Source organism: Gordonia aquimaris (genome assembly GCF_026262595.1).
In the GTDB taxonomy this organism is placed as follows: Bacteria; Actinomycetota; Actinomycetes; order Mycobacteriales; family Mycobacteriaceae; genus Gordonia; species Gordonia tangerina.
This window is the reverse complement of sequence record NZ_JAPKFM010000032.1, coordinates 40,905-55,974: the sequence shown is the minus strand read 5'-3', so window position 1 is coordinate 55,974 and position 15,070 is coordinate 40,905. Positions and strand designations below refer to the sequence as shown.

Sequence of the window (15,070 nt, the reverse complement as noted above, 5' to 3'; positions counted from 1 at the left end):
CGCCCGCCTCGATACTGAGCGACGATCCACCGCCAATCCTCACGTGACCAACGAACCGCACCGCCGATCGTCGAGTAGCCAACGAGCCGCTAGGCGAGGAGGCGTATCGAGACCACAAGACACACAGCAGATCTCGATACGGCCCTCGCCTAGCGGCTCGAACCTACTCGATCAGCGACAGAAGTCGAGCCCGACGCCGCCTCGATACTGAGCGACGATCCACCGCCAATCCTCACGTAACCAACGAACCGCACCGCCGATCGTCGAGTAGCCAACGAGCCGCTAGGCGAGGAAGCGTATCGAGACCACAAGACACACAGCAGATCTCGATACGGCCCTCGCCTAGCGGCTCGAACCTACTCGATCAGCGACAGAAGTCGAGCCCGGCGCCGATTCGATACTGAGTGGCGATGCACCGCCAATCCTCGCGTAACCAACGAGCCACACCGCTGGTGGTCGAGTAGCCAACGAGCCGCTAGGCGAGGAGGCGTATCGAGACAACAAGACACACAGCAGATCTCGATACGGCCCTCGCCTAGCGGCTCGGACCTACTCGATCAGCGACAACCCGCCGGGTCAGTTCCTGATCGCGCGCATCGGGCCGGGAGTCCACAGGCCGCCGTGGTCTTCTTCGGTCAGTACGAGCTCGGCGTCGACCTGGGGTTGAAGCGGGGTGAGCCGCTGCAGGCTGCCCCAGTCCTTGGCCCAGCCGTTGCGGAGATACGACGGCAGCACCACGGGCCGCAGTTCGTTCTCCACGATGCCGAGCGGACCACCGTAGTCACCGGCCATCCAGCGCCGTGAGTTCACCCGCTCACCTTCGGCATCGGGCGTGATCCGCCACTGCGGGGTCTCCCACACACCATTGACCACCGTCGCCGGCCGCTGACATGGGAAGGCGAAGGCGACCTCCCAGTCCAGCAGCACCGGATCCTCGCTGCCCACCAGCGAATTCAAGGTGACCAGAGGGGTCACCCGCGGCGGTGTCACAGCCAGCCACTGGGCCGGATTGCCCGAGGTGTCCTCGGCGACGATCCGCACCACCGACGCCCGCGGCGGGGCCTGATCCCGCGGGAACCGCAGGTTGCGCCATTCGGGGTCGTTGCCGATGTCCAACGGCACCATCGATGCCACGGTGGTGACCCGGCCGTCCGATTCGACGCGACCGAATTCCAGTCGCAGCTTCTGCCCCGGATGGGTGACGGCCAGTTCGTCGACGTATTCGATGGTCCCGGCCACCGACATGGTGACCAGCGGTGTGTCATCGGATCGCTCCGGCAACTGATACCAGTCGGACGTGAGTTGCCCACGCCCGGTAGGAGTTCCGTAGGTTCCCAACACCGGTACCCGGCTCTGGTCCAGACCGAACGGCAGCCGCACCGATGATCCGTTGACCCCGCGGGTCGCGGTGGTGCCGCCCCCGGTGTCCGCCGATCCCGCCGTACCGCTGGGTTCGGACTGGGCATCGGTGGGATCGGTCTGGGTCCGGTCGACGCCACTGGCGGTGGTGTCGGCTTCTGCTTCGCTCTCCAGATGCGCGGAGACCCCGTTCGGATCGAACCCTTCCATCGAACCGGTGCCTGCGCCGGCGAGCGCACCTCCGGGAGACCGATCACTCTGTCCGGCAACACGGGCCGGCGTCAGCAGACCCTCGTTGGGATCGGCCTCCACCAGCACGGCGTCGGCAAGTGCGCACGGCTCACCCTGTATCGCGTTCAGGTTGGAACTGGCCCATGACCACGAATCACGTTGTGTCTGATACGCCTTGGCGAACGAGACGAAGTTGAACAACAATACGGCCGCGGAGACGATGGCCAGCGAATACGTCGGCATCCGCTGGATCAGGCTCGGCGACGAACCGGCCTCCGGCTGCACGCCGCTCTCGGCCGCCCGGTCGTCGCGGTAGTACTGCCAGACGCCGAGCGCGGTCAGCGCCACCGCCACTGCGACGATCGGAATGAACAACCCGATGCCCGCGACGTTGGGGGTGTCATCGGCCCACGGGATCCCGTAGCTGCCGACGTACCACCACTGGTTGCGTCCGGCGAACGCCACCGCGAGGGCGTAGGCCGCCGCGGCGGCGATGAACGTCCGGTTGCAGCGCCGCCGCATCACCTCCGGGCGCAGGAAAACGGTCGCCGCAGCTGCGAGAACACCGGTGAGACAAGCGAAAGCACCCATCTGATGGGTGGCCTTGGTGGGCACGAAGGCCAGCACGGCCACCGCACCCGCCGCGACCGCGAGCAGCCGCCACAGCGGCGCCGTGGCCACCCCCGGCACTCGCCGCTTGCTGAGCAACGTGAGCACGATGATGATGGCGGCGAGGAAGGTGACGAAGATGCCGACGCGTCGCGCGATCGACCCGTCGGGGGTCGGGTTGAGCAGGATATAGTAGCGCATCGCCTCGGTCCACCATTCGTTGGTGGGGCCGACGACACCTTGCACGTCAACGCCTTCGAGGATGGTGGCCAGGGTCTGATCGACGAAGATCAGGAACAGCACGGCCAGGCCAGAGGCGAGTACCGGCATCAGCAGCGGCAGCAAGCCGTCGTCGGCGCGGCGTCGGCGCAGACGCCGCAGCAGCGGGCGCAGCGCCGCCAGCAGCGGCAGAATCGCGATCGCACCGGCCGGGTGAATCGTCAGGGTTGCCCACGCGGCCACCACCGCCAAGGTCAGTGGGAAGAATCGCCCCGTCGCGATGGCGCGTTCCACCAGCACCCAGGTCAGCAGGATGCCCACGCTCAGTGCCGGTTCCACCCGGAGTCCATTGTTGAACGGCAGCCACACGGCCAAAAAGCCGAGTCCCGCCGCCCAATACGCTGCCCGGGAGGTGCGAACCGCCCGACCGAGGCGGGGCAGTGCGAATCGACTGATCAGGAACCAGCCGACGAGCGCGAACAGCAACGGCAGCAACCGCAGCCACGGGGTGGCGGTGCTGACCTCCATCCACAGCGCCAGATAGCGGTAGTGCCAGCCGAACGGATCCTGTGGCGCACCGAAGTAGCGGTAGTAGTTGTCCAAATAGCCGGCGTCGGGCGCCACACGCCCGACGGTCACCTGGTAGCCGTCATCAGCGGTGTTGCCGCCGACGAACAGCCAACCGAACAGCACTGCGGTGACCACCCCGTCGAGCAGGGTCGGCCGCCACCACCGCGCCGGCAAGCCCAATCCGAACCGGTGCCCGTCACGCGAGTCGAGCACCGCCAGCGCGGCCATCGAGGCGATCGTCATCACGATGCCGACGATCAGCACCAGACCCTTGAGCAGGGTCGGGCTGGTACTGAACCTGGTGTCCACGGTGGAGGTGAACGAGAGTCCATCGGTCGGGGCGTCGGCCGGCAGATCGGTGTAGACACCGATGATCTGGGGTCGCGCGTTCGGATCGGCGAGGTCGAAGGTCGCCGGATCTCCGTCGGCGGGCGCGAATCCTTCGACCGATCCGCGGGTTCCGCTGGTGTCGGAGTCGATCACGATGCGGCAGTCCGCGCTCTGCGCCGCGGCGGCGCGGGGGACGTTGAGCAACACCGCGTTACGCTGCGTCACCAGCAGGCGGTCGGCGGTCGCGCGGATGAACAGGCCGACGGTGTTCGCCTCGGCACCGTTCTCGGGGACCGTCGACAGCAGCACCCCACCGGAGGGAGGCAGGTCGGAGGCGAGCGCGCACGGCACCGAGATGTCCATCGACACCGGCACATACGAGACGTTCGGCGCCGCGACGTTCTCCAGGCTGCTACTGCCGGGCTGCGGCCACTGCAGTTCGGCCTTGGTGTAGGTCACCGGTAGGAACGGCGCGAGGATCGCCAGCAGTACTCCGATCGCTCCGGCCACCACGGCGACGATCTTGGCGTTCTTCAGCTTTCGCGCCGACGGACGGCGTGCCTGCGCGTTCTCAGTCATCCTGTGCCACCACCCTGATCGCACCCGGGCGCATCCAACCCCAGGTCGACGACGTCCCGGTACTCACCCGGGCCGGCTGAGCCTCGGGCACCAACGGCGTCAGACGTCGCAGACCTCCCCAGTCCCGATACCAGTCGCCGTCGAGGTAGGTCGCCATGGTGGCCTCACGTGTCAGTGCCTCCGGGGTGGTCAGGATGCCGCCGTTGATCGCGGCCTGCCACGTCTTGGACTTCGAGTTGGTGGTGGTCTGGTCGGGCACGATGCGCCATTCGGGGATCTCGGCGACGCCGTGACGGGTTCCCATCGGATGCTGGCACGGGAATTGGCTGCCCACCGAGAGATCCAGCAGCACCGGCGTTTCTGTGCCCACCACTTGCTGCAGGGTCTGCAGTTGCGGTGCCCGAGGCGGGGTGATGGCCAGCCATTGATCGGGACTCACGTTGTTGTCCACTGCACTGATCCGCATGGCGGTGGCGTTCTCGGGTACCGCCGACATCGGGATGCGCAGGTTGCGCCACGGCCGATTCGGCCGCTCCGGACCGGGATCGATCGGCACATATGCCTCACCGACCTGGCGGAAGCCCTCGGGGCCGTCTCCGGCTCGCCCGAACTGTACCTTCAGCGAGCGGCCGCCGCGTGGCACACCGTCGGCGTCGACCGAGAACACCGGTCCCGCTGCGGTGATCACCAGCAGCGGCGAGGAGTCGCGGGCGGGCAGTCGGTACCACATCGACGTCAGCTCGGCGATACCGTTGTCGTGCCCGTAGGTACCCAACACGGGGGTGGTCTCGGCCGACAGACCGAACGGCAGTGCGGCGGTGGAACCGTTGATTCCCTCGGGGCCGCGACCGCCGGTGGTGCCCGGGGCACCGCCGGTGACGATGAACGGCCGCGACAGGTCCCCGGAGGTGTTGATGGTACCGGCGCCGAGCGCGGTGGGGTCGGGCATCAGGTCCCCGGCCACCCCGTCCGGCCCGAAGCCGGTGGATTCGCCGGCCAGCGCGCGGGAGATGTCGTCGGTGCCGATCGGTTGCAGTGCACCACGATTCGGGTTGTCCTCAACCAGCACGTCGTCGGCCATCCCGCAGGTGTCACCGGTCAGCGCCCGCGTGTTGGCACTGAACGTCGTGTAGGTGTCCGACCGCGCCACCGCGGCCTTGGCGAACAGCAGCAGTTCGACGATCACGACCAGCGTCGCGATCACCAGCATCGGCGCCGACGACACCGCCAACTGGGTGCGCGACACCGGAGCGTGATCGTCGCGGACCTTCCCCTTCTCCGCGTCCACGTCGATGCGCAGATGGAACCAGATGGCCACCGCCAGTGCGAGCGCGGTGAGTACCAAGAAGATCGACGACAGCGGGGTGCCGGCGATCGACGGCGCCTTGTCGAACCAGGAGATGCCGAAGTCGTAGGCCCAGCCCCAGGCGTTCTCCCCCGCCATGGCGAGCGCGCAGGCGAACATGAGCACCGCGATGTACATCCACAGGTTGCGCGGCGAGCGCCGCGCCGACTGGGCGACTGCCACCGTCGCCACCGCCGCCATGGCGGCACCCACCCCGGCGTAGATGCCGAATTGGACGGTCCACTTGGTGGGCGTGAACGACAGCAGCAGCACGGTCAACAGGATCGCGCCGATGACACGCCACACCGGACCCGGATCGACTCCGCGGATGTGTTTGCGCCGCAACATCACCGCCAGCGTCACGAACACCGCGGCGATCAGCAGCAACATCGGGACGCGGCGGACCAGCGAGCCGTCCTGGGTGGTCAGCGACAGGTAGTAGAACCGCAGCAGTTCCTGGTACCAGACGAGGGTGGGCCCGACGGTGTAGCGCACGCGCACCGCCTCGGCGACCGTGGCGAGGGTCTGGTCGCGGAACACCACGATCACCACCAAGGCCGCCGCCGCAGCTACCGGAGCGAGCAGTGGGAGCAGACCGTTCTCGGCTCGGCGCCGACGCACAGTGCGCAGCATGGGCCGCGATCCGGCGATGAGCAACGCGACCGCGATCAACCCGTGCGGCGCCAACGCGAGGGTCATCCCGGCGGCCAGCGCGGCGCCGGCCGCCGGCAGCATCCGGCGGGTGGCCACCGCCTGCTCCACCCCCCACCAGGTGAGCAGCGAACCGAGCACGATGATGCCTTCGCTGCGCAGTCCGCTGGCCAGCGGCATCCAGAACGCGACGAACACCGCAGCCGCGGTGAACATCGCCCACTGGGACCGGCGTACGGCGCCACCTAGTCGGGGCAGCAGGACCCGGCTGAGGATGAACCAACTGGCCAGGCCCGCGAGCAGCGCGGGCAGTCGCATCCACACACCGGCCGTCGACACCGCCTCCCAGTGCGACAAGAAGGCGTAATACCAGTCGAACGGCGCCTCGGGGATGCCGAAGAAACGGTAGTAGTTGGCGAGGTAGCCGGCGTCGGACGCGTTGCGGCCCATCGCCAGGATGTAGCCGTCGTCGGAGGATCCCGCGCCGAGGAAATGCCAGATCACCAGGGCCGCGGTGACCGCGAGGTCGGCGATCCGGGGGGCGAACAGCCGACGCAGGTCGAGTCGCCCGATCCGGCGGTGATAGCCGTGCGCGACGTCGAGGGCGGCGATGGCGACGAACGCGACGATCACCGCGAGCACTCCGATGATCATCACCAGCAGTTTGATCCACGATGGCGACGACTCGAACCGGTTGTCGACGTCGATGTGCACCGCGAGCCCGTCGTCGGCGGCCGCGCGGGTCACCGTCTCGGGATCGAGGTCGGTGAAGATGCCGGAGACCTGCGGACGGGCGGCCGGGTCGGCGGTGGCGACGATGCCGGCGCCGACAGCGCGCGCCTCGACGCCGTCGAACGACGCCCGGATGCGTAGCCGCTGGCAGTCGGCGAGCCGGTCGGACGGGATGCGCAACAACTCCTGTCCGCGCAGGACCACATCGACCCCGGTCGGTGCGGCCGTCACGAACAGCGCCTTCGCCGACGCGTCGGTACCGGCCGGCGGCATCGTCGACAACACCATCGTCGGCCCGTTGGTCGCCGCGGCGGCCAGCGTGGCACACCCGATCGTGACGTCGAGCCCAGCCGGTGTCTGTGCCACCAGCGGCGCGGTCACCGACGCGCTCGCGGCGCTCGTCAGGTCCCGGTCGGGCCAGTCGATGGCGGCGGTGCGCTCGTTCACCGGCAGCAACGGCGTCGGGACGGCGGCGAGGATCGCCACGAATCCGGCGACGGTGGCAATCGTCGCCCACGTGCGCGCCGGCAGCCGTCGGGAAGTCTCAGTCATCAGTCGGTGACCCTAATCGACAGTCCTGAAAGTACCGTGAGCCGCTCCGCGGAGATGACCGGCGGCTGCGACCGTTGACTAGGTACTCACCGCGAAGTCGCTTAGCATCAGACATCGTGCCTGTGACAGCCCCGAACGCGGCGCCCGACGCGGCGCAGCCCAGAACCAGGGTGTCCGCGGGCACCGCACGCACGGTGGCGATCGTCGCCGGCATCGTCGGGGCCGTCCTTTGTGCGATCGCCCCGTTTCTGCCGGTGGAATCCACTGACGCCTCCTTCGTCTGGCCGCAGGGTCAGCAGCTGTCGCCCGAGTCGTCGTCGGTGGTGGCCCCGCTCATCGCGCAGACACCGCAGTCCCTCGACGCCACCATCCCGTGCAGCGTGCTCGCCGCGGCGCCGGTCGGCGACGTGCTGACGACGATGCCCGCGGACGCTCCCCAGAGCAGGTCCTCGGCGCTGTATGTCACCGCCGGCCGCGACGCGGTGTCGGTCACCTTCCGTAACTCCCTGGCGGCGAGCGCACCCCGCGATCAACTGTCGCAGTGCAGTGATCTCCGTGTCTTCTCCGAGCCGTCGGGGCCCGGCGCCCAGTTCGTGGGGCTCGGTGAGCCCACCGTGCTGCCGCCGGACAAACGTCCGCAGGTCGACGGCATCTTCTCCGATCTCTCCACCGCGGAAGTCACCGCCGCAGCTCAGGACGGGTTGCGGGTGCAGGTGCAGATCGACAACCGCTACGTCAGCTCGCCGACGACCCTGAAGCTGATCGTGATGGTGCTCGCGGTGATCGCGGTGCTGGTGGCGTTGATCGCGCTCGGGTTGCTCGACCGCATCCACGGATATCACCGACGGATCGGCGTGCGCACCCGCCCACGATGGCGCATCGCGGTTCCCAGCCCTGCCGACATCGTGGTCACCGGCGTGCTGATGGTGTGGACGGTGCTCGGCGCCGGCACCGCCGACGACGGTTACATCCTCAATATGGGCCGTACCGCCGACGCCTCGGGCTACCTCGCGAACTATTACCGCTGGTACGGCATCCCCGAGGCGCCGTTCGACTGGTACTACAGCTTCCTGGCCCACTGGTCGGCCATCTCACCGTCATTGTTGTGGATGCATCTTCCGCCGCTGCTGGCGGGCCTGGCGTCGTGGTTCGTGCTCAGTCGAGTCCTGCTGCCCCGGCTCGGTGCGGCGGTGCGCCGCAGTGGCTGGGCGATTTGGGCTGCCGCGTTGGTCTTTCTCGCGTTCTGGCTGCCGTTCAACAGCGGTTTGCGCAGCGAGACGATGATCGTGCTCGGGTCCGTGCTCACCTGGTGGGCCGCCGAGCAGGCCATCGCGACCCGACGGCTGCTGCCGGCCGCGCTGGCGGCCATCGCCGCAGGCTTCACCTTGGCACTGGCCCCGCACGGCGTGATCGCAGTCGCCATCCTGCTGGTATCCGCACGACCGCTGCTGCACATCCTGCTCGACCGCCGCCGCGAGGCGGGCACCCTCGCCCTGCTGGCACCGATGGCCGCCGCCGGGTTGCTGGTGCTGATCGTGGTGTTCCGCGACCAGACGCTGGCCACTGTCGTGGAGGCGATGAAGATCCGCTACCAGGTGGGGCCGGTGATCAGCTGGCATCAGGAGTACCTGCGCTACTACTTCATCTCCGTCACCACCGACGACGGCACACTCACCCGCCGGGTGCCGGTCCTGCTCCTGCTTGCTGCGCTGATCGTGACCGTCGCCGTCCTGCTGCGCCGCACCGGCATCCGCGGAGTCGACCCCGGCCCGGCGTGGCGTCTCGTCGGCGCCGTCGGCGTCACCCTGCTGTTGCTGACGTTCACCCCGACCAAGTGGACCATCCAATTCGGCATCTTCGCCGGGCTCGCCGCCGCGCTGGCGGCGACGGCCACCCTGGCGGTTGCGCAGTCGGCGGCGCGGTCTGCCCGCAACCTGACGGTGTTCATCTCCGGCCTGTTGTTCGCCCTCGCCGCGGCGACCGCCGGCTACAACTCGTGGCCGTTCGCCTACGAATACGGCATCTCCTGGTTCGACCGCGCCCCTGTGCTGGCCGGCCGGCCGGTGTCGACGATGTTCTTGGTCCTGGCGGTCGTCGCGGCCGCGGTCGCGGTGTGGCAGCACCTGCGGCTGGACTACGTGGAGAACAAGGGGCTCGCGCACGCCGGTGAGGGACGTGACCAGAGTCGCGCCGACCGTCGTCGACTGTTCTTGGCGTCGTCGCCGATCGCGGTGGTCGCCGGCCTGATGGTCATCGCCGAGGTGCTGGTGTTCGCCAAGGCCGCCGTCACCCGGTATCCGGCGACCACCGTGCTCGCCGAGAACATCGACGCCCTCCGCGGCAACAGCTGCGGCATGTCGGAGAAGGTCCTGGTGGAGCCGGACCCCAACTCCGGCATGCTGACGCCGGCGAACGGGCAGTCGATTACCGAGGCGTTGACCGGCTCCGATCCGGTCGGATTCACCCCGAACGGCATCCCGAACGACCTCCTGCCCGATCCGGGTAATCAGCGCCCCGGCCAGATGAACGTATCGGCCAGTTTCTCGCGCCCCTTCGCGATCACCGGCGGCCTCGGTGCCGGGACCACCGGCGGGCAGGGCCCCCGGACGGTCAACGGGTCCACTGCGGCATTGCCCTACGGCCTGGACCCGGCCACCACACCCGTCCTGGGGAGCTTCGGCTATCCGGGTCAGGCCCAGATGACCACCGGCTGGTACGAGCTGCCGGCGGTACGAGCGGTGTCGCCGCTGCTGGTGTTCAGCGTCGCCGGAGCGGTGTCCACGATCGACACCTTCGGGGTCCGTGTGTTCGGACAGAAGCTGGTGGTGCAGTTCGGGCGACCTGGACCCAATGGTGAGTTCGTCCAGGTTGGCCCCGACGTCTTGCCGATCGACCCGGGCCCGGTCATCACCAACCGGCCGTGGCGCAACCTGCGGGTCCCGATGGGCGCCGCTCCGCCGCGGGCCACCGCGATGCGACTCGAACTCGCCGACAACAATCTGGGCCGCGACCAGTTCATCGCCGTCACCCCGCCCCGCGCGCCGCGGCTACAAACCCTGCAGCGGGTCGTCGGGTCGCGGGCACCCACGCTGATCGACTTCATCGTCGCAGCCCACTTCCCGTGCCAGCGCCCGCTGCACATCGCCAACGGAGTCGCCGAGGTACCGCAGTGGCGCATCATGGGCGACTATCCGCTGACCAACTCGCAGTCGAAGACGTGGCAGGCAGGCGCCGACGGCGGCCTGCTCTCGATCTCCGAGTCGACGACGTCGGCGCAGGCTGTGCCGACGTACTTGAAGGACGACTGGACGCGGGAATGGGGTGCGCTGGAACGGCTCACGCCGCTGGTCCCGGGGGCCGCCGACGTCCGGCTCGACACAACGCAATCGACGCAATGGGGCTGGTCGCGCACCGGTTCGATCAGGGTGGAGCCGCAATCCGATGACTGACACACCGACGACCGACGCGCCGTCGACCGGCACCCGTGCACCGCGCATCGATCACCGGACCGCCCGGATCGTCGCGGTGGTGGCCGGTCTGCTCGGTTTCCTCATGGCGCTCGTCACCCCGCTGCTCCCGGTGAATCAGTCCACCGCGGAACTGAACTGGCCGCAGGGAGAGCAGGTCGGTGACGTCGCCGCCCCGCTGGTGTCGTATGTACCCATCGACATGGACGTGACCGTGCCGTGCGCGCTGGCGTCCGACCTGCCCGACACCGGCGGGATGCTGCTGTCCACCATCCCGGCCGGCGGGCAGGATGCGGCGGCGCGGGCCCTGATGATCCGGGCCACACAGGACGCGCTGCTCGTCACCGACCGTGACGTCGTGATCCTCAACACGCCACGCGCCGCGGCGCAGGCGAATCCGAACTGCCGCATCGTGTTCCACGCCGATGGCGACGGGGTCAACGCCCGCATCGACAACGTCACCGGCGACGGCCAACACACCTTCTCCGTCCCCGACCACGAGTTGCGCCCGCAGATCGTCGGCGTCTACACCGATCTTCCGGCGACGGCATCGCGCGAGGGACTGTCGCTGCACGCCACCATCGACACGCGCTACGTCAGCACTCCGGCGCCGCTCAAGGTCGCAGTGATCGTCCTCGGCATCCTGATGACGATCCTGTCGCTGATCGCGCTGGGCATCCTCGACCGGGCCGACGGCCGCAGCCACAAGCGGTTCCTGCCATCGGGCTGGTGGACCATCCGCGGTCCGGACATCGCGGTGTTCGCGATCCTGGCGTTCTGGTGGATCGGCGGCGCCAACACCTCCGACGACGGCTACAACTTCACCGTCGGCCGCATCGCCGGCGAAGCGGGATACGCCGACAACTACTTCCGATACTTCGGCGTCCCGCAGGATCCGTTCGGATGGCACTTCCAGGTCATCTCGGCGATGACCCATGTGAGCCTCGCCGCGCCGTGGATGCGGTTGCCGGCATTCCTGCTCGGGCTGCTCGGCTGGTGGTTGATCAGCCGAGAGGTGATCCCGCGACTCGGGCGGGCAGTGCGCAACAGCACCCCCGCGGTGTGGTCGGCCGCGTTCGTGTTCCTGGCGATCTGGTTGCCCTACAACAACGGTCTGCGGCCCGAACCGGCCGAGGCCGTCGGCGCGCTGCTCACCTGGTGCTGTGTGGAACGCGCCATCGCCACCCGGCGACTGCTGCCCTATGCCGTCGCCGTGGTGACCGCCGCGTTCACCCTCGCGCTCGCGCCGGGTGGCCTGATGGCCGTCGCGGCGTTGCTCGCCGGAATCCGGCCGGTCATCAAGACATTGGTGACGCGACGTCGGCGCGACGGACTGCTCGCGATGATCGCACCGATCCTGGCCGCCGGTACCGCGGTGCTGTACCAGATCTTCTTCGACCAGCCACTGGCCCCGCTGATCGCGGGCAACAAGGTCGCCTCCGACGTCGGGCCCACGCTGGAGTGGTGGTCGGAGCCGGTGCGCTACTACTACCTGATACTGCCGACCGCCGACGGCACGCTCGCCCGCCGATTCGGTGTGCTGATAATGATCTTGTGCCTGGTGGTGGTGTTGCTGCGGCTACTGCGCCGCGAGCACCCCAACGGTGTTGCCCGCGCACCGATCTGGCGACTCATCGCAGTGACGCTGGGCACCATGTTCTTCATCGCGTTCACCCCCACCAAATGGACCCACCACTTCGGTGTGTACGCCGGCATCGCGGCCGGTCTGGCCGCGGCAGCCGGCGCAATGATGGCACCGGCAATACTCCGGTCACGCCGCAACCGCACCTTCTTCGCCGCCGCAGTCCTCGCGGTCACCGCGATCTCGTTCACCGGAACCAACGGCTGGTGGTTTGTCGGCAGTTTCGGTGTGCCGTGGTGGGATCGGCCACCGTCAATCGCCGGGATCAAGGTGGGCTGGGCCATCCTGGTGATCGCGGTGGTGACCGCGTTGGTCGGTCTGTGGTACCACTTCCGCGACGACTACGTCGACGAGCAGACCCGCACCCGCGGCGGCTCCGGATGGTTGTCGAAGCTGAAGTTCTCACCCCTACCGGTGATCTCGGCGTTCATGGTGATATTCATGGTCCTGTCCTTCGTCAAGGGCGCCTACGAACAACGCGACAGTTGGTCGTGGCTGAAATCCAACGCGCGGGCGTTGACCGGCAACGAGTGCGCCCTGGCCAACGACGTGCTGGTGGAGGCAGACCCGAACACCGGGTTGTTGCTCCCGGCGGCCGTGGACGGTCGCGCGGCGCCGGATATCTCGGCGGCGCTCGCCGGCTCGACCAACCCGCCCGGCTTCACCCCGAACGGCGTCCCCAACCGCCTGTCGATCGATTCCACCGAGGATGCCGACACCGCAACGACGTCAGCACAGAACACGGCCCAGACCGGTGCCGGCGCCGACGAATCCACCGAGACCAGCGAATCCGCGCAGGGCGGCACGGAGGGTGGTCAAGGCGTCCGCGGCGTCAACGGCTCCACCGTGAGCCTGCCGTTCGGTCTGAACCCGGCCAACACCCCGGTGCTGGGCAGCTATGGTTCGCCCACCGGCACCGGATCACTGACCACCGACTGGTATCAACTGCCGGCACGCAGCGCCGACGCCCCGCTGCTGACGATCGCGGCCGCCGGTTCGGTGGAGGCCGTCGACGGATTGGGGGTCGTACATTCCGGCCAGCAGGTGAACGTGCAATTCGGTCGCACCGAGGCCGACGGCAGTGTCACCCCGGTCGGGATGATGTCGCCGATCGACATCGGCGAGGTACCCATCTGGCGCAACCTGCGCTACCCGCTCGCCGATTCCCCACCACGGGCGGATGTGGTGCGAGTAGAGGTGCGCGACAGCGCCGGTGCGCCCTCGGAGTGGGTGGCCATCACGCCACCACGCGTCACCACCTTGCAGACACTCAACGACGTCGTGGGCACCACCGATCCGGTGTTCATCGACTGGCTTCCAGGGTTCGTGTTCCCCTGTCAGCAGCCGATGGCGGTGTCCGACGGTGTGCTCGAGGTGCCGCAGTGGCGGATCATGCCCGACGCCGAAGCCACCCGGAAGAACAGTCAGACGTGGATGTCGGGCAAGGCCGGTGGCCCGCTCGGCATCACCGAGGCCATGCTCAAGCCCACCCTGCTGCCGACCTATCTGCGCAACAACTGGGGCCGCGACTGGGGCGGCCTGCAACGATTCACCGAGATCGCGCCGGCGCCGCCGGCCGAACTCGACCTCGGTACGGCGCGCCGGTCGGGACTGTACGACCCGGCGCCGATGCGGTCGAGTGGTTACTGACGGTCGATCTCGATACGCCACTCACTTCGTTCGCGGCTACTCGATCAGCAGGAGATACCCCACTCACTTCGTTCGCGGCTACTCGATCAGCAGGACGCCCCAACCGCTGGTCGAGTAGGCACGAGCCGCTGGGCGAGGGCCGTATCGAGACCCGCCGGCGCATCACGGTTACGCCTACGGAAAGCTACGGTTTGTGCCGATTTTCGGCACAAACCGCGTCGTCGGTGCCCATGATGGGGCATGGCCACCATCGACCACTACCAGCACGCGCATGTCGCGGATGTCCGTGCATCCCGGCACCGTCGCCGCATCCGCCGCACCGGCGACTTGGTGACAGGACTGGGCCCCACGATCGCCGGCGCCAATGTCATCATGCAGCTGGCGAACCCCAGGGTCGGGTACGGCGTGGTGGAGAGCCGTGTGGATTCGGGCAGCGCGGTCAAGCACCCGATCAAGCGCAGCCGGACCACCGGCACCTTCCTGGCCGTCGCCCTGCTCGGCGACGACGAGGACCGGCGCTACGTCCATGACGAGCTGAAGCGAGTGCATGATCTGGTGTACTCCACTGCCGAGAGTCCGGTCCGATACAGCGCCAACGACTCCCGGCTCCAACTGTGGGTGGCGATCTGTCTACTCAAGTACTTCATCGACCAGTACGAGCTGCTCTACGGCCGCCTCACCGTGGCAGAGAAGGAACGCATCATCGCCGACGCCCGGTGGCTGGGCACCACCCTCAACGTCCGACCCGACCAGTGGCCGTCGAGTTACCGGCAATTGCAGGAGTACTGGGACGATCAGCTCGGCGACATGGCCATCGACCCACCGGTGCGCGATCTGCTCCAACAACTCTCGGATCTGTCGTTCCTGCGCCATCGCTTCGGCACCGCGGGCACGGTGGCGCACAAAGTACTCGGCCGGCCGATGAACTACCTGATCAATGCGGGGCTGCCACCCGAGTTCCGCGACATGATGCAGTGGCGATGGGGCCCCGGCGATGAGCGGCTCTATGCACGGACGCTGCGCGTGGCCCGCGCGCTCGATCCTGCGACCGGCCGACTCATGCGGGGCATGCTGTTCACCTATGTGCTCGACATGCGGTTACGACGGCGGTTGGGGCTGAAGGTGTTCTGACAG

General features: G+C 68.2%; 5 protein-coding genes. 3 read left to right on the top strand and 2 right to left on the bottom strand.

Going from position 1 to position 15,070, the window contains the following annotated elements:
- Window positions 1-576: 576 nt before the first annotated feature.
- Complete coding sequence (locus OSB52_RS22165; RefSeq protein WP_266063541.1) at window positions 577-3,897, bottom strand: arabinosyltransferase domain-containing protein; 3,321 nt, start codon at window positions 3,895-3,897, stop codon at window positions 577-579.
- Window positions 3,890-7,177: an arabinosyltransferase domain-containing protein gene (locus OSB52_RS22160; protein ID WP_266063540.1), complete on the bottom strand. Its 3,288-nt coding sequence runs from the start codon at window positions 7,175-7,177 to the stop codon at window positions 3,890-3,892. The genes OSB52_RS22165 and OSB52_RS22160 overlap by 8 nt, the downstream gene beginning before the upstream one ends.
- Window positions 7,178-7,293: 116 nt before the next feature.
- On the opposite strand from OSB52_RS22160, the gene OSB52_RS22155 reads away from it, so the two are divergent.
- The 3 genes from OSB52_RS22155 to OSB52_RS22145 all read left to right on the top strand — a co-directional run bounded on the left by OSB52_RS22155 (window position 7,294) and on the right by OSB52_RS22145 (window position 15,067).
- On the top strand, window positions 7,294-10,626 hold the full coding sequence (locus OSB52_RS22155; RefSeq protein WP_266063539.1) for an arabinosyltransferase domain-containing protein: 3,333 nt from the start codon (window positions 7,294-7,296) through the stop codon (window positions 10,624-10,626).
- Window positions 10,619-13,936 carry an arabinosyltransferase domain-containing protein gene (locus OSB52_RS22150; protein ID WP_266063538.1) on the top strand — a complete coding sequence of 1,106 codons (3,318 nt, stop codon included), beginning with the start codon at window positions 10,619-10,621 and terminating at the stop codon, window positions 13,934-13,936. Before OSB52_RS22155 ends, OSB52_RS22150 begins: the two co-directional genes overlap by 8 nt.
- A 240-nt stretch (window positions 13,937-14,176) precedes the next feature.
- Complete coding sequence (locus OSB52_RS22145) at window positions 14,177-15,067, top strand: oxygenase MpaB family protein (RefSeq protein WP_266063537.1); 891 nt, start codon at window positions 14,177-14,179, stop codon at window positions 15,065-15,067.
- The last annotated feature ends 3 nt before the right edge of the window (window positions 15,068-15,070 follow it).